The sequence below is a fragment of the Streptomyces sp. NPDC002004 genome (assembly GCF_053593975.1).
This window is the reverse complement of record NZ_JBSFDP010000024.1, coordinates 90,246-109,832: the sequence shown is the minus strand read 5'-3', so window position 1 is coordinate 109,832 and position 19,587 is coordinate 90,246. Positions and strand designations below refer to the sequence as shown.

The following is a 19,587-nucleotide window of genomic DNA, read 5'->3' as shown; positions in this document are numbered from 1 at the left end:
CCGTGGGTGGTGTCGGCCGAGGTGGTGACCGCGGTGGTGCGGGCGGTCGTGGTCTCGGCGGCCTGGGCGGGCGTCGATGCCAGCGTCAGGGCCGCTGCTGCGGCGCCCGCGGTGGCGATGCCGGCGACGGACAGCTTGCGCAGGCGGGCGGAGCGGCTGGTGCGGTTCTGAGCGGTGCTGGTCATGCGGAAGCAACTCTCCAGTGGGGGACGTCGGGGGGTGCCGGCCGGTGTGGCGTGCGGCGTCGTGCGGGGCGGGGTGCCCGCGCTGCGGGCCGGTGCGAACGGATCCGGCGGGATCTGTCCGGTCGCGGCTCCCCGGCAGCGACAGCCATGGTTAGCGGCGGCTGTCGTGGGGCGCAATGATGTGACGTACTACCCGACTACGGAGAAATGTCCGAAATGAAATGATCGAGCGATATCTATGCAGATAGGGTCTCTGTCGCTCTCCTATCCGCCTTAGGAAGTGATCTGGCTCCTATGGGGGGCCTCACACGCTCGGGGCCGTTTCAAGAGTTTCAACGGCGTTCCTGCCGCTGCGGACGGCACCCCGATGGGGCGCCGGATCCCGGAGACGGTCGGGCCGGCCGGTGTCGGACACGCCCCGGTCCCGCTCGGCAGGGCCGGGGCGCGTCGCACCGGATGAGGGATTCCCGTCCCACGGTGTCCGTGAGGGGTCCGGTCAGTTGCCCACGTAGGCCGCGAGGTGCTCGCCGGTCAGGGTCGAGCGGGCGGCGACGAGGTCGGCCGGTGTGCCCTCGAAGACGACCCGGCCACCGTCGTGGCCCGCGCCGGGGCCGAGGTCGATGATCCAGTCGGCGTGCGCCATGACCGCCTGGTGGTGCTCGACGACGACGACCGACTTGCCGGAGTCGACGAGCCGGTCGAGCAGGCCGAGCAGCTGCTCGACGTCGGCGAGGTGCAGGCCGGCGGTCGGCTCGTCGAGGACGTAGACGCCGCCCTTCTCGGCCATGTGGGTCGCCAGCTTGAGCCGCTGCCGCTCGCCGCCGGACAGCGTGGTGAGCGGCTGGCCGAGACTGAGGTAGCCGAGCCCGACGTCGGAGAGCCGGCCGATGATGCGGTGCGCGGCCGGCGTGTGCGCCTCGCCGGCGCCGAAGAACTCCTCCGCCTCGGTCACCGACATCGCCAGCACCTCGCTGATGTCGCGGCCGCCGAGGTGGTAGTCCAGCACGGAGGGCTGGAACCGCTTCCCCTCGCATTCCTCGCAGGTCGTGGCGACGCCGGCCATCATCGCCAGGTCGGTGTAGACGACACCGGCACCGTTGCAGGTGGGGCAGGCACCCTCGGAGTTCGCGCTGAACAGCGCCGGCTTCACGCCGTTGGCCTTGGCGAACGCCTTGCGGATCGGGTCGAGCAGTCCGGTGTACGTCGCCGGGTTGCTCCGTCGCGAGCCGCGGATGGCGCCCTGGTCGACGGACACCACACCCTCGTCGGCCGGAATCGACCCGTGGACGAGGGAACTCTTGCCGGAGCCGGCGACGCCCGTGACGACGGCAAGCACCCCGAGCGGGATGTCGACATCCACACCTTGCAGGTTGTGCGTCGTGGCGCCGCGGATCTCCAGCGTGCCGGTGGGCTTGCGCACCGTTTCCTTGAGGGAGGACCGGTCGTCGAAGTGCCGGCCGGTGATGGTGCCGCCGCCCCGCAGTCCTTCGACGGTGCCCTCGAAGCAGACCGTGCCGCCCGCCGTGCCGGCACCGGGGCCGAGGTCGACGACATGGTCGGCGATCGCGATCACCTCCGGCTTGTGCTCCACGACGAGCACCGTGTTGCCCTTGTCCCGCAGCCTCAGCAGCAGGTCGTTCATCCGCTGGATGTCATGCGGGTGCAGTCCGGTGGTGGGCTCGTCGAAGACATAGGTGACGTCGGTGAGCGAGGAGCCGAGGTGGCGGATCATCTTGACGCGCTGCGCCTCGCCGCCCGACAGCGTGCCCGACGGCCGGTCGAGCGCGAGGTAGCCCAGACCGATCTCCACGAACGATTCGAGGGTGTGCTGGAGCTTTGTGAGCAGCGGCGCCACCGACGGCTCGTCGAGGGCCCGGACCCATGCGGCCAGATCGCTGATCTGCATCGCGCAGGCGTCGGCGATGCTGATCTTCTTGATCTTCGAGGAGCGGGCCCCCTCGCTCAGTCGCGTGCCGTCGCACTCGGGGCAGGTGGTGAAGGTGACCGCCCGGTCCACGAACGCCCGGATGTGCGGCTGCATCGCCTCCTTGTCCTTGGAGAGCATCGACTTCTGGACCCGCGGGATCAGCCCCTCGTAGGTCATGTTGATGCCCGCGATCTTCATCCGGGTCGGCTCGTGGTGGAGGAAGTCCTGGAGTTCCCTCTTGGTGTACTTGCGGATCGGCTTGTCCGGGTCGACGAAGCCCGACTCGCTGTAGAGCCGGTAGTTCCAGCCGCCCGCCGTGTAACCGGGGATGGTGAGGGCGCCCTCGGCGAGCGACTTGGAGTCGTCGTAGAGCTGGGTGAGGTCGATGTCGGAGACGGCGCCCCGGCCCTCGCAGCGCGGGCACATGCCGCCGGTGCGGTTGAAGGTCGCCTTCACCGCCTTCTTGGCGCCGCGTTCGACGGTGATCGCACCGCTGGCCCGGACCGAGGGGACGTTGAAGGCGTACGCGCTCGGCGGCCCGATGTGCGGGGCGCCGAGCCGGCTGAAGAGGATGCGCAGCATCGCGTTGGCGTCGGTGACGGTGCCGACGGTGGACCGCGGGTCGGCCCCCAGCCGCTGCTGGTCGACGATGATCGCGGTCGTCAGACCGTCGAGTACGTCGACCTCGGGCCGCGCCAGCGTCGGCATGAAGCCCTGCACGAAGGCGCTGTACGTCTCGTTGATCAGCCGCTGCGACTCCGCGGCGATGGTGTCGAACACCAGGGAGCTCTTGCCCGAGCCGGAGACGCCGGTGAACACCGTCAGCCGGCGCTTCGGGATCTCGATGCTGACGTCCTTGAGGTTGTTCTCGCGCGCGCCGTGCACCCGGATCAGGTCGTGGCTGTCGGCAGCGTGCGGCGCAGGCGACTGCGTGCCCGTCGTCTTGGCCTTGCTCATGGTGTCTCCATCTGTCGGGTGGGGCCGCCCTCGTGGTCTCCGTCGGCGTCGCCTGGCTCGGTCCGACCAGCCCCGAGCAGTATGTCCGGTGCCCCTTCGCCTCGGCCCGTGGAATCCCTGTTCCCGGCCATGCCGCAGGCCCGGCCGATGTGGACCGGCCGATGGCCGAGGTGTCCGACCGACCGGCGACCGTCGTGCATCGGCTCACGACCGGGCAGCACTTCACCTCGGGCAAGGCCTGGACGAGGCGCATGCGGAACGGGCGCCCGGCGACGACGGCGGCACCGCGAAGACCCGGCGTGATCGGGGAGAGGGGACATCCCCTACTGGGCCGCCGGCGCCTGCGAGATCCGTACCAGGTTGCCCGAGGGATCGCGGAATGCGCAGTCGCGCGGCCCCCAGGGCTGGTCCATGGGCTCCTGCAGCACCTCGGCGCCGGAGGCCCGCACCGTCTCGAAGGCCGCGTCGAGATCGTCGACACGGAAGACGACGCTCGGCAGCACACCCTTGGTGAGCAGTTCCTGCATGGCGTCGCCGTCGGCCTGGGACCGGCCGGCGTGCGGCTCCGAGAGCACGATCTCAAGGCCCGGCTGGTCCGGGCTGCCGAGGGTGACCCAGCGGAACCCACCCGAAGCGACGTCGTTGCGCACCTCGAGGCCGAGCGCGTCGCGGTAGAAGCCGAGCGACTCGTCCGGGTCGTTGACGGTGATGTGGCAGTACTGGAGTGCGATGGTCATGCGGCCAACGCTAGGCGGCGGTTTCCCGGGCCGCTTCTCCGATCCTGCTCGGCGTGTTCCTGGTCGGCCGGGTGTGCACCTTCGCCACGCACGGGGGCATCGCGGTCACGGCGTGGTGCTCCCGGCCGCGATACGCACTCGGGGTCTGCCCGACGAGCTCGGTGAAGCGCGAACTGAACGAGCCGAGTGAGGTACAGCCGACGGTCATGCACGCGTCGGTCACGCTCATGCCGCCGCGCAGCAGGGCCATGGCGCGCTCGATCCTGCGGGTCATGAGGTAGCTGTACGGCGTCTCGCCGTAGGCCGCCCGGAACTGCCGCGAGAAGTGCGCAGGCGACATGAGGGCGTGCCGAGCCATGGTCGGCACATCCAGCGGACGTGCGTACTCCCGGTCGATGAGATCCCGTGCCCGGCGCAGGTGCGCGAGGTTGGCGAGCTCTTGCGGGTTCATGCCGCGACGCTACCACCCAGCCGTTGCGGAACATCGCTGACCTGTGCGAACGCGACCGCACGAGGTGCCTCCCGGCGGAGGGCGGTCGGTGTCGGCGGACGGGTGCGGCGGGGAGCAGGGTCAGCGGCGGCGGCCCGGCGCGGACAGGGCCGCGGTGAAGTCGTCCAGGGCGGCAAAGCTGTGGGCGCTGACGACGGCGTCGCAGTAGGGGAGCGCGGCGGCCATACCCGCGACGAGCGGACGGTACCGAGGACTGGCCGTGCGGGGGTTCACCCAGACGACGCGGTGGGCGACCCGGGACAGCCGCGCCATGTGCGTGGCGAGATCGGCGGGCGCACCGGTGTCCCAGCCGTCGGAGACGATGACGACCACGGCGCCGTGCGCCATACCGCGCCGCCCGAACCGCTCGTTGAACTCGGCGAGGCAGTCCGCTATCCGGGTGCCGCCGGACCAGTCCGGGGCCGCACGTCCGGCCCGTGCCAGGGCGTCGTAGGGGCCGGTCCGCCGGAGGACGTGCGTGAGGCGGGTGAGCCGGGTGGCGAAGGTGAACACCTCTGCGCGGGCGGCGCGGGAGGCGCAGTACAGCAGTTGCAGCATCGCCCGGGCGTAGGGCTCCATCGATCCGGAGATGTCGCAGAGCACGACGAGATCGCGAGGCCGGGTGCGTGGCACGAAGCGGCGCAGCCGCAGCGGGTACCCGCCGGTGCGCCGGCTGGCCGCAAGGGTGCGGCGCAGGTCGAGACGCTCGCCGTGGGCCGCGGCCCGGCGGCGCCGCGACGTCCGGGCCGGGGTGCGCAGCACCAGGGCGCGCATCATCGCGGAGAGCTGTGCCAGCTCCTCGGGGGAAAGGGCCGCGAAGTCGCGCGTGGCCAGACGGTCGAGCGGACTTGCGGTGAGCGGTACCGGCGCCTCCCGCGACGGCCCGTCCTCGGTCCTGCCCCGTCCGTCCGCGGTCGCCTCATGGGTGCCGGACACCCGGCCGGCGACGGCGCTCAGGGGCGAGCGGGGTGGGTCGCCGGGCTGCCCGCGCTCCGCCTCGTGTCCGGCGTGGCCACCGAAGACCTCGTGGAACACGGCGTCGAACGGTCCGATCTGCTCGCGGTCGGAGACCAGAGTGGTGAGCGCGCAGTACCGCAGCTCGCGCGTCGTCGACGGATCCAGCAGCGTGAGGGCCCTGGCGAAGCTCCTGGTGCGGTCGGGGCCCACCGGGATCCCGGCATCGTGCAGCGCCGCGGTGAACGAGGCGGCCAGTTCCGGCAGGTCAGGCATCGGTGCCCGCCTCCGCGTCGACCAGTTCCGCGAGACCGGCCCGGCGCACGGCCGCAAGGTCCTCGGCGTACTTGAGCACCGCCCCCAGGGTGCGGTCGGCGGCGTCGGTGTCGAGGACGGACAGCCCCAGCGCGTGCAGGGCGCCCGCCCAGTCGATCGCCTCGGCGATGCCGGGCGGCTTGGTGAGGTCCTGCCGGGCACGCAGAGCAGCGACCCCGCGAGCCACGCGCCCGGCCAGCCAACCGGCCGACTCCGGCACCCGACCGCGGATGATCGCGGACACGCGCGCGGTGTCCGGGTAGTCGATCCAGTGGTAGAGGCAGCGGCGCTTGAGCGCGTCATGCAGATCCCGGGTGCGGTTGGAGGTCAGGACGGTGACCGGTGGCACGGTGGCCGTCCGGGTGCCCAGTTCGGGGATGGTGACCGCGGCATCGGCCAGCAACTCCAGCAGGAACGCCTCGAATTCGTCGTCGGCGCGGTCCACCTCGTCGATGAGCAGTACGGCAGGCCGTGGTCCCGGGTGGGCGATCGCGGCGAGCAGCGGCCGCGGCAGCAGATAGTCCTCGGTGAACAGGTCGGCGTCGCGCAGGGATTCCCCGCGTGACTCGGCCAGCCGGATGGCGAGCAGTTGCCGTGGATAGTTCCACTCGTACAGGGCCTCGGCCGATGAGAGCCCCTCGTAGCACTGCAGCCGGATCAGCGGTGTGTCGAGCACGGCGGCGAGCGCGCGGGCCGCCTCGGTCTTGCCGACGCCGGGTTCGCCCTCCAGCAGGATCGGCTGCCGCATGCGCACCGCCAGCAGCAGCGCCGTGGCCAGCGCGTCGTCGGCGAGGTAGCCGACGGCGTCCAGCCGTGAGCGCAGGTCCGGGACATCCGCCACGAGGGCGTCGAGGTCAGGCATGCGCGTAACGGGACGGATCGTCGGCGAACGCGTGCTGGCACCCCGGACCGCAGAAGTACAGCGTGCCGCCGTCCCGTTCCAGCGACAGGGCGGAGGGGGTGATCGCCACGGTCATGCCGCACACCGGGTCGACCGCCGCGACGGCGACGGGCACCGCGGCGGCGCCGGATCGCACGGCCCTGGCGGGCCGGGGCCGCAGCGCGACGATTTCGGCGTACACCGACAGCGCGACCTCCGGCGGGGTGCGCGCGCCGATGTCCAGGCCGGCCGGGGTGTGCACGCGCGCGCACTGCTCCTCGGTGAGGTCGAGCCCGTCGAGCACCGCCGTGCCGCGCTTCCGGCTGGCCACGAGACCGATGTAGGGGATCCCGGCACGCGCCGCCTCAACGAGCACGGGCTCCTCGTCGCGGCCGTGGGAGGCGATGACGACGACGTCCAGATCGGACGGCAGCGGCTGCCCGGGAGCTGCGGGCCGGGCGTCGAGGCCGAGCACGCGACCGACGTCGAGCAGGGCGCGGGCGATGGGCGCATGGCCGTAGACGTACACCAGCGCCGGCGGGAGGTTGGGCTCCAGGAAGATGTCGAGGGTCCCGCCCGACAGACAGGGATTGGCCACCGTGAGCAGGCCGTTGCCGGCCGGCTCCGGCGCGGTGCCGGGACCGGCGTCCGACGGCGTGATCCGCAGCAACAGCGACTGTCCGGTCTCCAGCGCCCGCAGCCCTTGCAGTTGCACGGTCGTCTCGGCGCACGCGCCGCCCACGAAGCCCTCGACGGTTCCGTCGGGCAGTACCAGCGCGCTGTCCCCGGGCTTGGCGCTCGTGGGCCGTTCCGCGCGCACGACGGTGGCCAGCACGAACGGGGTACGGCCGTGCCGGAGTCCGTCCGCGCGGGTCAGCAGCTCGGTGCTCGTCATGGTGCGCTCTCAGGTGATCGCCAGATCGGTACGGAGCGGGCGGCCCTGGGCGGCCCGCCAGACCGCGGCGGGGGTCAGCGGCATGTCGACGTGGCGGACGCCGAACGGCTGCAACGCGTCGACCACCGCGTTGACCACCGCGGCGGGCGAGCCCACGGTGGCCGACTCGCCGACGCCCTTCGCACCGATCGGATGGTGCGGACAGGGGGTGACGGTCTCGCCGAGCTCCCAGGAAGGGCACTCGACCGAGGTCGGCAGGAGGTAGTCCATGAAGGACCCGCCAAGACAGTTGCCGTCCTCGTCGAAGGCGATGACCTGCATCAGCGCCATGCCGAGGCCGTCGGCGAGGCCGCCGTGCACCTGCCCCTCGACGATCATGGGGTTGATCCGGTTGCCGCAGTCGTCCACGGCGACGAACCTGCGGACCTTCACCTGGCCGGTGCCCGCATCCACATCGGCCACGCAGATGTAGGCACCGAAGGGGAAGGTGAGGTTCGGCGGGTTGTAGACGCAGCTCGCGTCGAGATGGCCCTCCACGCCCTCGGGGAGTTCGAGGCTGGAGTGCGCGGCGAGCGCGATCTCGGCCATGGTCCTGCCCTGGTCGGGGTCGCCCGCGACGAACCAGCGGCCCTTCTCCCACTCGAGGTCGTCCGGGCCGACCTCGAGCATCGCGGAGGCGACGATCCTCGCGCGCTCACGGACCTTCCGGGCGACCATGGCCGTCGCCGCGCCGGACACGGGTGTCGAGCGCGACCCGTAGGTGCCGAGCCCGAACGGGGTCTGGTCGGTGTCGCCGTGCACCACCTCGACGTCCTCGGGCGGAATCCCCAGCTCCTCGGCGACGATCTGTGCGAAGGTCGTCTCATGGCCCTGGCCCTGGGTCTGTACGGAGATCCGCAGGACAGCCTTTCCGGTCGGGTGGACGCGCAGCTCCGCGCCGTCGGCCATGCCGAGGCCGAGGATGTCCATGTGCTTGCGGGGGCCCGCGCCGACCGCCTCGGTGAAGAAGCTGACCCCGATGCCCATCAGTTCGCCGCGCTCACGCTTCTCGGCCTGCTCGCGGCGCAGGTCCTCGTAGTGCGCGATGTCCATCGCCAGCCGCAGGGCGCGCGGGTAGTCACCGGAGTCGTACTCCCACCCGGTCTGCGTCCGGTACGGGAACTGCCCGGGCCGCAGCAGGTTGCGCATGCGCAACTCGGCGGGGTCCGTGCCGAGTTCCGTGGCGAGCGCGTCGACCATGCGCTCCACCAGGTACACCGCTTCGGTGACGCGGAACGAGCAGGCGTAGGCGACACCGCCGGGCGCCTTGTTGGTGTAGACACCGGTCACGGTGCAGTGTGCGGCGGCCAGGTCGTAGGAGCCGGTGAACACACCGAAGAAGCCGGCCGGGAAGTGCGTGGGCTGGGCGGTGGCGTTGAACGCACCGTGGTCGGCGATCACATGGACCCGCAGGCCCAGGATCCTGCCGTCCCGGGTCGCCGCGATCTCGCCGTGCATGTGGTAGTCGCGGGCGAAGGACGTGCTCATCAGGTTCTCCGAGCGGTCCTCCACCCATTTGACCGGCTTGCCGGTGACGATCGAGCCGACGACCGCGCACACATAACCCGGGTAGATGCCGACCTTGTTGCCGAAACCGCCCCCGATGTCCGGGGAGATGATGCGTATCTTGTGCTCCGGGATGCCGGCCACCATCGCGTACAGCGTGCGGTGGGCGTGCGGGGCCTGGGTGGTGGACCACACCGTCAGCTTCCCGGTGATGGCGTCCATGTCCGCGACGGTGCCGCAGGTCTCCAGCGGCGCCGGGTGCACCCGCGGATACAGCATGTCCTGTGCCACCACGACCTCGGCGCCCGCGAAGACCTCGTCGGTGCGGTCCTTGTCGCCCGCCGACCAGTCGAAGATGTGGTTGTCGCCCTGGTGCTCCTTGTCGTCGCGGATCACCGGGGCGTCCGGCTCCATCGCCCGCAGTGCGTCGACGACCGGCGGCAGCGGCTCGTACTCCACGTCGATCAGCTCGAGGGCGTCCCGCGCGGCGTAGCGGTCCTCGGCGACGACGAAGGCGACCTCCTGGCCCTGGAAGCGCACCTTGTCGGTGGCGAGCACCGCCTGGGTGTCGTACGAGATCGTGGGCATCCACGCCAGCCCGAGACCGGCCAGGGTCTCCCCGGTGATCACGGCCCTGACCTTCGGGTGTGCCTCGGCGGCGCTGGTGTCGATCGACACGATCCGGGCGTGTGCCAGCGGGCTGCGCAGCACGGCCCCGTGCAGCATCCCGGGCAGTCGTACGTCGTCGACGTACGTGCCGTGGCCGCGGACGAACCGTGCGTCCTCCTTGCGGGGCATCCGTCCGAAACCGACCGGCCGTTCCTCGGTGGTCGTCATGCCCGCACCTCCTCGCGGCCGGGCGCCGGCTCGGTGCCCGCGTCGGCGCTCCGCGCCTCGCCACCGTGCTCGGCGGCCCAGCGGATGGAGCGCACGATGTTCTCGTAACCGGTGCAGCGGCACACCTGTCCGGAGATGGCCTCGCGGATGTCCTCGTCGGACGGGTCCGGGTCGTGGTCGAGCAGCCAGCGGGCGGTCATCATCATCCCCGGTGTGCAGAAACCGCACTGGAGACCGTGACAGGCGACGAACCCCTGCTGCACCGGGTCGAGTTCGGCCCCGCGCGCCAGACCCTCGACGGTCCGCACCTCGTGCCCGTCGGCCATCACCGCCAGTACGGTGCACGACTTCACCGGTGTGCCGTCCAACCAGACCGTGCACACCCCGCAGTTGGAGGTGTCGCAGCCCCAGTGGGTGCCGGTCAGCCCGAGCTCGTCACGCAGGAAGTGCACCAGCAGCAGGCGGGGCTCCACGTCCCCGGTGCACTGCTCGCCGTTCACGGTCACGGTGATCCGCATGTCATGCCTCCTGCCCCTGGGCGCGGGCCGCGGCGGCGCGCAGTGCCCGCATGGTGAGCTCCCCGGCCAGATGCCGCTTGTAGTCGACCGGGCCGCGCTGGTCGGCCGTCGGCCGGCACTCCTCCGATGCGATCCGGCCCGCCTCCGCGAAGCCCTCGCCGTCGGGCCGCCCGCCGCGCAGGAAGTCCTCGGCGCGTTCGGCCACGAACCGTGGGGCGCCGACCGCGGTCAGCCCGATGCCGGCCTCCGTGATCGTCCCGCCGGAGATCTCCAGCACCGCTCCCGCGGCGACGACAGCCCAGTCTCCGGCCCGGCGCTCGACCTTGCGGTAGGCGCTGGCGTGCGAACGGATGGGCACCCGGATCTCCACCAGGAGCTCCGCCTCGTCCAGCGCAGTCTCGTACGGGCCGAGGAAGAACTGCCTGACGGGGATCGTGCGCCTGCCGCCGGGGCCCTGGGCGACCAGGGTCGCGCGCAGCGCCGAGAACGCGGCCGACAGGTCCTCCGACGGGTCGGCCTGGCACAGCGAGCCGCCCACCGTGCCGCGGTTGCGTACCAACGGATCGGCGATGACGCGTTCCGCGTCCCGCAGGATGGGGAAGTGCTCCCCGACGACCGGCGAAGCCAGCAGCTCCGCATGGCGGACCATGGCTCCGACGGCCAGTTCATGCCCGTCCACCCGGATCAGCGCCAGCTCGCCGAGATCGTTGATGTCGATCAGCGCCTCCGGCTGCGCCAGCCGCAGCTTCATCATCGGCAGCAGGCTGTGGCCGCCCGCCACCACCCGGGCCTCGGGACCGTAGCGCCTCAGCAGCTCGATCGCCTGGTCGACGCTGGTGGCCTTCTCGTACTGGAACGCGGCTGGTACCTGCATGGGACCCTCCAGGAAACGCTGCGCCCACCCAGTCGCGATGCTGCGCCCTGCGGCACCCGCCGTGCAATGGGCGGATAAGCATTCACTTATCGCAGTGAAAGGGGGAAAATCGGGGAGTGACCGTCACACAGCTCAGTACGTTCGTGCTGGTCGCCCGGCTCGGGTCGGTGGCAGCCGCGGCAAGGACGCTGAACGTGAGCGAGCCGGCGGTGTCACAGGCGCTCGGCGCGCTGCGCACCCACTTCGGCGATCCGCTCATCAGGCGTACCGGAGGGGGCGGGATGCGGCTGACCCCGGCGGGCGCACGGCTGCTGCCGGTCGCGTCACGGATGGTCGCGCTGAGCGCGGAGGCCGAGGCCGCGGTGCGTGCGGCGCGGGGCGCGCCCGACGAACTGCGCGTCGTCGCCACGAGCACCCTGGCCGAGTTCGTGCTCCCGTCGCTCATGGAAGCCTTCGCCGGCCGTGCCGGCCGCTGGACCGAGGCCACCTTCGGGGTCGCAGCCGGTGACGAGATGCGCGTCCTGGTCGAGAACCGGCTGGCCGACGTCGCACTCGGACCGGACCTCGGTACGGCCGACGGCGGCGACCTCGTCAGCGAGCCGCTGTTCCGTGCCCAGCTGGTCGTGGTGACGGGGGCCCGGGCACCGCGACCCACGGGTCCGCCCCCGCTGTGGACGTGGCTGGTCGACCCCTCCGGTACCGATCCGTACGCGGACGCCGGGCGGCTGCTGCGCCGGCTGGGCGTGGCCGAGCGGCATGTGTGGGTGTTCCCCAACCAGACCGCGACCTGGGCGGCCGCCGCCGAGGGCGCGGGTGTGGCTCCGGCGCTGGCCCACCTGGTCTCGCCACGCGTCCGGCGCGACGAGCTGAGGCTGCTGGAGACCGCGGCCACGCCCTCGGACGCCACATGGCACGCAACCGTCCTGCGGCCCGAGCACCGTTCCCCGGCCACCGACGCCTTCCTGCACTTCCTGCACACCCCCGCCGCGACCCGCCTGATGCGCGCGCCCGGCGCGGGGGTGCCGCCCTCCGAGTTCCGGCCGCCGGTGCACGTCACGCTCTGGGGCGGATGAGCGGGGCGGCCCGGCCGTTCGCCCGGTCACCGCATCCGCCCCGATCGCCTCGGTCTCCCCGGGCCTTCCCGTCACGGTGATCACCTCGAGCCCCACGATCACGGCTGATATACGCTGCGGCTTCTTGCATCACACATTCACGCCCGGGGGGGCTCTCTCATGATGTTGCGTCACCGCGCGCTGTTGGGCAGCGCGCTCGTTCCCGTGCTTGCCCTGGCCGTCGCCGCACCCTGCGCACAGGCGGCCTCGCCCGCGGCCACGGCCGCCGACTCCGGCGCTCCGACAGGCGTCGGCCCGTGGGCCGCACCGAAGGAACTGCCCGGTGTCACCGAGGTCCTGGCCCTGAAGTCGGCCAGGAACGGCACGGTGGCCGGACTCTTCAAGCAGGGCGGCGAAACGGTCCTCTCGGTGCGGCCTGCGGGCGGCACCGCCTGGCAGACGGCCACGCCCGCGCCCGGTGCCACGCTGCGGCGCACGGACGACGGCGCGCTGACGCTCCTGTGGTGGGTGAAGGCGGAGGACGGTGTGCACAGCACACTGCGGATGTCCCGGCTCGCTCCGGACGGGACGGACTTCGGCCCGGCGCAGGACGTCGCGACCGGCACGCTCGCGACCGACTGGATGTTCTCGCGCACCGAGGTCACCACCCTCGCGGGCAACGCGGCGGGCCGTCAGGCCATCGGCTGGATGGACCAGGACCACCGGCTGACCGTCGTGGAACGCTCCGGGCCGCAGGCGCCCTGGTCGAAGCCGGTCACCCTCGACCAGCTCCCGGACCCGATCGTCCGGCCCGACAACGTCTACGACTACCACCTGACGGACCTGCGCCTCGCCGTCGCCGAGGACGGCGCGCTGGCCGTGCTCTGGGGCGGCAACAGCTACTACACGGGCGACGGCGTCGACCCGGACCCGTCCGCGTACCAGTGGTACTTCAAGTACCTGGAGAAGCCGGCCGGGACGGACACGTGGACCGCGCCGCGTGATGTGCCGCAGCTGGGCGAACACCCCCGGTCGATCGTGCTGGCTGCCCACCCGAAGGGCGGGTTCCAGCTGCTCTCCCACGACAACTACGCCCGTAAGGCCGCCGGTACGGCCGACTGGGGTCCCAGCGTGAACATCGGGGTCAGCGGCGGTTCGGACACACCGGCCGAACTCCTGACGGCCCCGAACGGCGACATCTCGGCCGTCGGCTGGGCGGGAAGCGGACCCGGCGTCGCGACCTGGTTCGCCTCGCGGGGCACCTGGGGCGCCCCGAAGCCGCTGGACTCGAACGTGGAGTCCGGCTCGCTCAGCAGTACGCAGGCCGCGAACGGTTCGGTGGTCGTCACGTACACGCGGAAGCGCTTCGACGGCGGCCACACCGTCCGCCGGGACTTCGTCGCCCAGACCGTCGCCGGCGGCAGCGCGTCGAAGCCGCGTGTCCTCAACCCCCTGACGGACGGGACCGGCAGCGCGGGCCGTGTGACCACCGACGACAAGGGCCGGCCGCTGGCGGTCTGGACGCAGGCGGCCGACGACGGCAGCACGCGCTCGTCGTTCACCGCGACGACGAGCACGCGGAGCCTGCCGAAGTGGCACGACTACGCGGACGACACCCGCTCCGACGTCGTGGGCGTCGCCCTCAGCGGCTCGATGAACCTCTACACCCAGGACACCACCAGCCCGGTGCGCACCTTCCAGTCGGGCATCTGGCCGGACCGTGCCAGGGTCGTCCCCTTCGGCGACTTCGACGGCGACCGCTGCAACGACATGATCGTGCGGCTGCCCGGTGGCGAGACCCGCCTCTACACCCCCGTCTGCGGCGGCCTGCCCACGCCCGACTCCGCGTACCGGCGCCTGTCGAGCGACTGGAGCGCCTACGACACCCTGGTCTCGAGCGGCGACCAGACCGGCGACGGCCGCCCAGACCTGATGGCCCGCGTCGCGTCCTCGGGGAACCTCTACCTGTACGCGGCAGACGGCAAGGGCGGGTTCCTTCCCCGTGTGAGGATCCGCTCCGCCTGGACCGGGTACCAGCGCGTGATCGGTGCCGGTGACCTCAACGGCGACGGAATCGGCGACGTCCTCGCCCTCGACAAGTCCGGCGAGCTCTGGCGCTACAACGGCACCCGCAGCGGGAAGCTCCAGGACCGCGTCCTGGTCTTCAAGGACTGGGGTGGCTCCTACAAGGACGTCATCGGCGCCGGTGACGTCAACGGCGACGGCAGGAACGACATCCTCTCCCGCGACACCTCCAACCGCCTCTGGCTCAACGCCGGCAAGGGCACGGGCAGCTTCGGCAACCGTGTCCAGTGGCGTGAGGACGCGACCTACTGGAAGAACTGGGCGTCCCTGGGCTGAGAACGGGACGGGGCGCCGGGAACGGACACCGTACGTCCGGACCGGCGCCCCGCCCGCCCGGGGTTACCCGGTCTCGAGCGGCCACCCGCTTCGTGCAGGGCCGACCCGAGGTGCCTCAGGTGCGCCCTCCCACAGAGTTCGCACGGGCCGCATCGGGCGCAGCGGCGTACTGCGCGACTCCGTGCCCGAGCGACCAGTCGATCGACTCGTTCTCGGTCAGGCTGACGAACACATTGCGCGGTTCGGTGCCCGCGTATGCGTGGGCGAGTTCGGCGATCCGCCGGTACAGCGCCTGCTTCTGTGCGGGCGTCCGCCCGGAGCGCATCGTGATCGCGACGAACACGATGCCGTCGTCACGGTGCACGCCCAGGTAATGGCCGTAGCGCAGCGTGCTGTTGCTGCCGTCGTGACCGACCAGGACCTGGAACCGGTCGTCGGGTGGGATGCCGATGGTTTCGACCAGGGCGTCGTGCACGGCGCGCCCGAGCGCGTCGAGCTGTTCGCTGCCGGCCCGCAGTGCGTCGATACGAACGAACGGCATGTCGGCGGTTCTCCTTCCGAAGTGGTCGGGGGCGGCCGGTCATCGCTGGGCGGCCCCGGTGTCCTCGGGCCTGCGCCCAGGGAGCTGCGGTCCCACAACTCCGGCCATCCGTGGGGGAGTCCATACGTGAGCCCGCCGAGAGCCCCCTTTGCTCATCCTGATTGTACATACCAGTAGGTACAGACCCTCGGGGATCCGGCGCCCTGCCGTCCCCGCCGAGCGCCGCCTCCGACGGTCACCAGGACGCCCGGCGGTTCCCCGGGGCGGCAGCGGCACCGCCCGGGTTCAGCCGCCGAATGGCCAGATGAGGGTGAACGTGCCCGCAAGGCCGATGAGGCCGAGAGTGGTTCCGGCGGTGGCGGTCCACATGCGGCCGACGCCGAGGCGTGCGCAGTGGACACCTGCCATGCCGAGCGTGACGGCGAGTCCGCCGGTGATGATCGCCCACGGGAACGCGGCGAGCGCGAGCCCAGGCAGCCATGCGCCCGGAGCGGAGAGGGCGCCGAGGACGAGCGCGGTGGGGCCGAGGGCGGTGGCGGGTGTGTCGGTGGCGTCGTACGCGGTCGGCGAAGGCATGACTGATTCCCCCTTTTGAACAAGTTCAATTTCTGTATTGATCGTACCGGCCTGAAGTGCGGCGCATCGGTGTGGAGTCGGGGTGTGACACAGCCCTCGTCGTTCCTGCCGGGTGGCCGGGTGGCCGGGTCGCCGGGTCGCCGGGGCAACGGCACGATGTCCGGTGGGCGAGCGGCCGCGGTCAGGCGGGCGGTTGCTCCGGGCGCATCGGGCGGGCCCGGGCGATGAGAAGGGCGACGTCGTCCTCGCCGCCCGGCGGCCGCAGCGTTTCCAGAACGCGGTCGCTGGTGTCTTCCAGTGTCAGGTCGCGTGTCTTGCCGAGGGCGTCCAGCAGCCTCTCCAGACAGACGTCGATCGGTTCGTTCCGGGTCTCGACCAGCCCGTCGGTGTAGAGGACGAGCTGGTCACCGGGCCGGAATCCGATCGACGTGGTGGTGAACGGGACGCCGCCGACGCCCAGCGGCGCGCCGGTGGGCAGGTCGAGCAACTGCGGTGCCCGGCCCGGCTGCAGCAGCGCGGGGGGCAGATGGCCGGCGAGAGCGATACGGCACTCGTGCCGGTGGGGGTCGTAGACGCAGTAGATGCAGGTGGCGATGGTCTGCTCGACACCTTCGGTCAGGTGGTCGAGGTGGCGCAGCACCTCGGCGGGTGCCAGGTCCAGCTCCGCGAAGGCGCGGGTGGCGGTGCGTAGCTGGCCCATGGTGGCGGCGGCGTTGATGCCGCTGCCCATGACGTCCCCGACGACCAGGGCCGTCTGGTCCCCGCACAGGGGTATGGCGTCGAACCAGTCGCCGCCGATCTCGCTCGTGGCGTCGGCGGGCTGGTAGCGACAGCTGGCCTCCAGACCGGGTAGCCGGGACGCGGGCTCGGGCAGCAGGCTGCGCTGGAGAGTGAGTGCCGTGTGGCGCTGCGCCTGGAACCAGCGGGCGTTGTCGATGGACACAGCGGCACGGGCGGCCAGCTCCACGGCGAGGATGACATCGTCGTCGTCGAACGCCGCCGGGTTGCCGGTGCGCTTGAGATCGAGGGCGCCGAGGACCTCACCACGCGCCACGAGCGGCACGGCGAGGTAGGAGTGCACCCCGGCCGCCTCGAGGAGCCCGGCGGCCTCGTCGTCGCGAGCGATGCGCCCCAGGTCCTGCCGGGTGGTGTGCGCCACCAGCACCGGCCGGCGGGTGCGCACGCACTGGGTGACCAGCCGGTCGTCGTCGTACGTGGCGAGCTCCCCCGGCGGATCGGCGGCGCGAACCGCCTCGTCGCTGTCGGCGGCGGTGACGGCGAGGGCGCGGAACCGGGTCGGGCCCGACGGCGTCGTCGTACGGCCCTGGATGGCGCTGTCGAGCACGTCCACGGCGGCGATGTCGGCCAGGTCCGGGACGACGGCGTCCGCGAGCTCCTGCGCGGTCTGCTCCAGATCGAGAGTGGTTCCCACGGAGGCGGAGGCCTTGGCGATCAGCGCCAGACGCTGCCGCGCCCGTGCGGCCTCGGTGGCGGCGCGGTGGCGCTGGGTGATGTCGATGACGGAATGGGCCATGCCGAGCACCCGTCCACTGGAGTCCTCCAGCCGGAAGTACGACACGGACCAGGCATGTTCGTGGTCCGGGTCGCCCGGAGGCCGACCGACGACATACCGGTCCACGACGGGTTCGCCGCTCTCGAGGACGCGGCGCATCCGGGTCTCGATGGCTTCGGAGTCCAGGAAGCTCAGAACGTCGCGGACCGAGCGGCCCAGGTGTGCGGCGGCGGGCATGCCGTGGATGCGCTCCAGGGCGGGGTTCACGGTCAGATAGTGCAGGTCGGCGTCCAGGATGGCCAGGCCGACCGGGGCCTGGGCCACCAGACGCGTGGACAGCGCGACGTCCCGTTCGAGCCTCTCCACGGCCGTGCGGTCGGCAGCGAGCCCGAGGGCGAAGACACCGCCCAGACCGTCCTGCAGCCGCATGTTGCGGAACTCCACCATGCGGGTGCTGCCGTCCTTGTGCCGGATCGGGAAGGCCCCCGCCCAACTGGTACCGGACTCCATGACCAGGGCGAACTGCTTGATCACCCAGTCCCAGTCGTCCTCGTGCACCATCAGCTGCGCCGCGAACTGCCCCAGCGCCTCCTTGGGGGAGTAGCCGAAGAGCTCCTCGGCCTGCGGGCTCCAGAACACCACCCGCCCCTCGGCGTCCAGCACCACCGCGGCCACGCTCAGCAGGTCGACCAGGCCGCTGGGCGGCATGGCATGACCGGCGCCCGGCGTGCCGGGCCCCGCTCGGAAGGGTTCCGCGGCGCCCATCCGGCGATGTCCTTTCCCGTCCGCACACGGCTGGTGCCGTGTCATCGGGCTTCCACCCTCTTCTATGGTCGCCCCAGACCGGGGCGGCACATCCTGAAGGAGTCCCGGCATCAGGACCTAGGGGCCGTCGCCCGTCCCTGGAAGACCGGTGTCACGGACGGTGGACGCCGGTCACGGAAGGTCGGTGAACCGCCGGGGGGCAGCGGGCGGAGCGCTCGCCACTCACGAAGTGCTCAGCGTGTCATCCACGACACGGACGGTCACGCCCGGAGATACGGAGCGGGCGTGCCCTGCGCTCGGCGCCACGGAACGTGCACCGCCGCGTTCGCCCCAGGATCGGACCGGAGGGCCGGGTCAGGTCTGGGGGTCGGAGCCGCGCAGGCCGCTGGTGATGCGCTTCCACACGGAACGGGTGGCACCGAAACCGCTCTCGTGCACCCAGACGTGGGTGCACCCCGGGCACTGGAGGTGGAGCAGGCTGCCGGTATTGGAGAGCAGGTATCGCCAGTGGTCGGAGCAGTTCCGCTCCTCCTCGCACGGCGTGCATCCGCGGCTGTCGTTGCAGTTCGGGCAGGCCACCCAGGCGCGGCGCCCGATGTCGGCCTGCGGATCAAGAGGCAGCATGGCCGCCTCCGCGCCTGGGCAGCACTCCTGCCGCGACCAGGTCGTCGTACATCCGCTGCTGCTCCTCGTCGAGACCGGAGTACAGCAGGTCGTACGCCGCCTCCTCGCCGCGCAGTACCTCGATCGGGTCCCAGTCGGGGCCGAGAACGGCCATCACCTGGGCCCGTCGGCTCACCTCCAGAGAGGTGAGGTCGACCTCGAAGTCGACCAGCGCGCGGGCGTCCGGTCCTCCGGCGCCCGGCGACTGCCGGCCGGCGCCTTCGTCCGGACCAGTGGGAGGTGTGGGGGGAAGCGGAGCCATGTGTTCGAACGTAGGTAAGCCTCTCTTTCCGGGGCAAGGGAGGGTGTGGGAAGTCACAGCAGGCCGGCGGCCATCCCGGTGGGTCCGGCACCGTCCGGACGGGCGTGCCGACGCCGGGCGGTGCGGGGCGCCGCACACGACACGGTCGGGAGGGGAACCCGTTGGGGGAGGGGGTGAGGAGTGGTCCTGCGGGGGTGGGCCCATGGCCGTGCCGGGCGGGCGCCCGGTGCGGTAATCGTTCGACATCGGCCGGGAGTTCCGGAATCGTGCGCAGCGACCACTGTGTACGCAGCCCAGGGAGTCATGCGTTGAACCCCAGCATTCGCCACGTCACCATCGACTGCACCGGCGATCCCTACGAACTCGCTCTGTTCTGGAGCGGGTTGCTCGGACGCCCGATGTCCGACGACGACCAGCCGGGTGACCCGGAGGCGCTGCTCAGGGACCCGGACGGTGGTCCCGGCCTGCTGTTCGTGCAGGTGGACGAGGGCAAGAAGGCCAAGAACCGTGTCCACTTCGATCTTCAGCCCACGGGCCGCACCCGGGCCGAGGAGGTCGAGCGGGCCCTGGGGCTGGGCGCCCGGCAGCTGGCCGACCACACCCGGCCGGACGGCAAGGGCTGGGTCGTCATGGCGGACCCCGAGGGCAACGAGTTCTGTGTCGAGCGGGGGGAACTGGGCTGACGTCGGGCGTCCTGCGCCCGACAGCATGCCCGTGCCGCCGACGTGGCACGGGCATGC

At 71.7% G+C, this 19,587-nt stretch carries 17 protein-coding genes and 1 pseudogene; 3 read left to right on the top strand and 15 right to left on the bottom strand.

The window, feature by feature from the left end; genetic code table 11:
- The 10 genes and pseudogenes from ACWCP6_RS27465 to ACWCP6_RS27420 form a co-directional block, all read right to left on the bottom strand.
- Nucleotides 1-185, bottom strand: a pseudogene (locus ACWCP6_RS27465) (hypothetical protein); the annotation flags it as partial.
- Nucleotides 186-681: 496 nt separating this feature from the next.
- A complete protein-coding gene (locus ACWCP6_RS27460; protein WP_450935250.1) occupies nucleotides 682-3,069 on the bottom strand; it encodes an ATP-binding cassette domain-containing protein in 2,388 nt (795 codons plus the stop codon).
- A gap of 323 nt (nucleotides 3,070-3,392) precedes the next feature.
- Nucleotides 3,393-3,806, bottom strand: coding sequence for a VOC family protein (locus tag ACWCP6_RS27455; protein WP_450935249.1), 414 nt, complete (start codon nucleotides 3,804-3,806; stop codon nucleotides 3,393-3,395).
- 10 nt (nucleotides 3,807-3,816) lie between these two features.
- The gene (locus tag ACWCP6_RS27450) at nucleotides 3,817-4,257 is read right to left on the bottom strand and encodes a helix-turn-helix transcriptional regulator (RefSeq protein WP_450935248.1); all 441 of its coding nucleotides are present in this window, start codon (nucleotides 4,255-4,257) and stop codon (nucleotides 3,817-3,819) included.
- Nucleotides 4,258-4,377: 120 nt separating this feature from the next.
- Nucleotides 4,378-5,526: a vWA domain-containing protein gene (locus tag ACWCP6_RS27445; protein ID WP_450935247.1), complete on the bottom strand. Its 1,149-nt coding sequence runs from the start codon at nucleotides 5,524-5,526 to the stop codon at nucleotides 4,378-4,380.
- A complete protein-coding gene (locus ACWCP6_RS27440; protein ID WP_450935246.1) occupies nucleotides 5,519-6,427 on the bottom strand; it encodes an AAA family ATPase in 909 nt (302 codons plus the stop codon). Before ACWCP6_RS27440 ends, ACWCP6_RS27445 begins: the two co-directional genes overlap by 8 nt.
- Nucleotides 6,420-7,340: an XdhC family protein gene (locus ACWCP6_RS27435; RefSeq protein WP_450935245.1), complete on the bottom strand. Its 921-nt coding sequence runs from the start codon at nucleotides 7,338-7,340 to the stop codon at nucleotides 6,420-6,422. Before ACWCP6_RS27435 ends, ACWCP6_RS27440 begins: the two co-directional genes overlap by 8 nt.
- Nucleotides 7,341-7,349: 9 nt before the next feature.
- On the bottom strand, nucleotides 7,350-9,722 hold the full coding sequence (locus ACWCP6_RS27430; protein WP_450935244.1) for an aerobic carbon-monoxide dehydrogenase large subunit: 2,373 nt from the start codon (nucleotides 9,720-9,722) through the stop codon (nucleotides 7,350-7,352).
- Nucleotides 9,719-10,240: a (2Fe-2S)-binding protein gene (locus ACWCP6_RS27425; protein ID WP_450935243.1), complete on the bottom strand. Its 522-nt coding sequence runs from the start codon at nucleotides 10,238-10,240 to the stop codon at nucleotides 9,719-9,721. Before ACWCP6_RS27425 ends, ACWCP6_RS27430 begins: the two co-directional genes overlap by 4 nt.
- Nucleotide 10,241: 1 nt before the next feature.
- A complete protein-coding gene (locus ACWCP6_RS27420) occupies nucleotides 10,242-11,114 on the bottom strand; it encodes an FAD binding domain-containing protein (RefSeq protein ID WP_450935242.1) in 873 nt (290 codons plus the stop codon).
- A gap of 116 nt (nucleotides 11,115-11,230) precedes the next feature.
- On the opposite strand from ACWCP6_RS27420, the gene ACWCP6_RS27415 reads away from it, so the two are divergent.
- Together ACWCP6_RS27415 and ACWCP6_RS27410 are read left to right on the top strand one after the other, a co-directional pair.
- Nucleotides 11,231-12,187 carry a LysR family transcriptional regulator gene (locus ACWCP6_RS27415; RefSeq protein ID WP_450935241.1) on the top strand — a complete coding sequence of 319 codons (957 nt, stop codon included), beginning with the start codon at nucleotides 11,231-11,233 and terminating at the stop codon, nucleotides 12,185-12,187.
- A gap of 159 nt (nucleotides 12,188-12,346) precedes the next feature.
- Nucleotides 12,347-14,527, top strand: a complete 2,181-nt coding sequence (locus tag ACWCP6_RS27410) for an FG-GAP repeat domain-containing protein (RefSeq protein ID WP_450935240.1) — start codon at nucleotides 12,347-12,349, stop codon at nucleotides 14,525-14,527.
- A 115-nt stretch (nucleotides 14,528-14,642) separates the two neighbouring features.
- Here ACWCP6_RS27410 and ACWCP6_RS27405 read toward each other — a convergent pair whose 3' ends face one another.
- From ACWCP6_RS27405 to ACWCP6_RS27385, 5 genes are all read right to left on the bottom strand, one after another.
- Nucleotides 14,643-15,068, bottom strand: a complete 426-nt coding sequence (locus tag ACWCP6_RS27405; RefSeq protein ID WP_450935239.1) for a tautomerase family protein — start codon at nucleotides 15,066-15,068, stop codon at nucleotides 14,643-14,645.
- Between the two features lie 285 nt (nucleotides 15,069-15,353).
- The gene (locus tag ACWCP6_RS27400) at nucleotides 15,354-15,644 is read right to left on the bottom strand and encodes a hypothetical protein (RefSeq protein WP_450935238.1); all 291 of its coding nucleotides are present in this window, start codon (nucleotides 15,642-15,644) and stop codon (nucleotides 15,354-15,356) included.
- 181 nt (nucleotides 15,645-15,825) lie between these two features.
- The gene (locus ACWCP6_RS27395; RefSeq protein WP_450935237.1) at nucleotides 15,826-17,922 is read right to left on the bottom strand and encodes a SpoIIE family protein phosphatase; all 2,097 of its coding nucleotides are present in this window, start codon (nucleotides 17,920-17,922) and stop codon (nucleotides 15,826-15,828) included.
- A 354-nt stretch (nucleotides 17,923-18,276) separates the two neighbouring features.
- Nucleotides 18,277-18,546: a hypothetical protein gene (locus ACWCP6_RS27390; protein ID WP_450935236.1), complete on the bottom strand. Its 270-nt coding sequence runs from the start codon at nucleotides 18,544-18,546 to the stop codon at nucleotides 18,277-18,279.
- Complete coding sequence (locus tag ACWCP6_RS27385) at nucleotides 18,533-18,847, bottom strand: DUF6400 family protein (RefSeq protein ID WP_450935235.1); 315 nt, start codon at nucleotides 18,845-18,847, stop codon at nucleotides 18,533-18,535. The genes ACWCP6_RS27390 and ACWCP6_RS27385 overlap by 14 nt, the downstream gene beginning before the upstream one ends.
- 308 nt (nucleotides 18,848-19,155) lie before the next feature.
- On the opposite strand from ACWCP6_RS27385, the gene ACWCP6_RS27380 reads away from it, so the two are divergent.
- On the top strand, nucleotides 19,156-19,530 hold the full coding sequence (locus ACWCP6_RS27380; RefSeq protein WP_450935234.1) for a VOC family protein: 375 nt from the start codon (nucleotides 19,156-19,158) through the stop codon (nucleotides 19,528-19,530).
- The last annotated feature ends 57 nt before the right edge of the window (nucleotides 19,531-19,587 follow it).

Coding starts and splice junctions, on each gene's coding strand:
- ACWCP6_RS27460 (WP_450935250.1), bottom strand. CDS start 3,069: ATGAGCAAGGCCAAGACGACGGGCACGCAGTCGCCTGCGCCGCACGCT.
- ACWCP6_RS27455 (WP_450935249.1), bottom strand. CDS start 3,806: ATGACCATCGCACTCCAGTACTGCCACATCACCGTCAACGACCCGGAC.
- ACWCP6_RS27450 (WP_450935248.1), bottom strand. CDS start 4,257: ATGAACCCGCAAGAGCTCGCCAACCTCGCGCACCTGCGCCGGGCACGG.
- ACWCP6_RS27445 (WP_450935247.1), bottom strand. CDS start 5,526: ATGCCTGACCTGCCGGAACTGGCCGCCTCGTTCACCGCGGCGCTGCAC.
- ACWCP6_RS27440 (WP_450935246.1), bottom strand. CDS start 6,427: ATGCCTGACCTCGACGCCCTCGTGGCGGATGTCCCGGACCTGCGCTCA.
- ACWCP6_RS27435 (WP_450935245.1), bottom strand. CDS start 7,340: ATGACGAGCACCGAGCTGCTGACCCGCGCGGACGGACTCCGGCACGGC.
- ACWCP6_RS27430 (WP_450935244.1), bottom strand. CDS start 9,722: ATGACGACCACCGAGGAACGGCCGGTCGGTTTCGGACGGATGCCCCGC.
- ACWCP6_RS27425 (WP_450935243.1), bottom strand. CDS start 10,240: ATGCGGATCACCGTGACCGTGAACGGCGAGCAGTGCACCGGGGACGTG.
- ACWCP6_RS27420 (WP_450935242.1), bottom strand. CDS start 11,114: ATGCAGGTACCAGCCGCGTTCCAGTACGAGAAGGCCACCAGCGTCGAC.
- ACWCP6_RS27410 (WP_450935240.1), top strand. CDS start 12,347: ATGATGTTGCGTCACCGCGCGCTGTTGGGCAGCGCGCTCGTTCCCGTG.
- ACWCP6_RS27405 (WP_450935239.1), bottom strand. CDS start 15,068: ATGCCGTTCGTTCGTATCGACGCACTGCGGGCCGGCAGCGAACAGCTC.
- ACWCP6_RS27400 (WP_450935238.1), bottom strand. CDS start 15,644: ATGCCTTCGCCGACCGCGTACGACGCCACCGACACACCCGCCACCGCC.
- ACWCP6_RS27395 (WP_450935237.1), bottom strand. CDS start 17,922: ATGGGCGCCGCGGAACCCTTCCGAGCGGGGCCCGGCACGCCGGGCGCC.
- ACWCP6_RS27390 (WP_450935236.1), bottom strand. CDS start 18,546: ATGCTGCCTCTTGATCCGCAGGCCGACATCGGGCGCCGCGCCTGGGTG.
- ACWCP6_RS27385 (WP_450935235.1), bottom strand. CDS start 18,847: ATGGCTCCGCTTCCCCCCACACCTCCCACTGGTCCGGACGAAGGCGCC.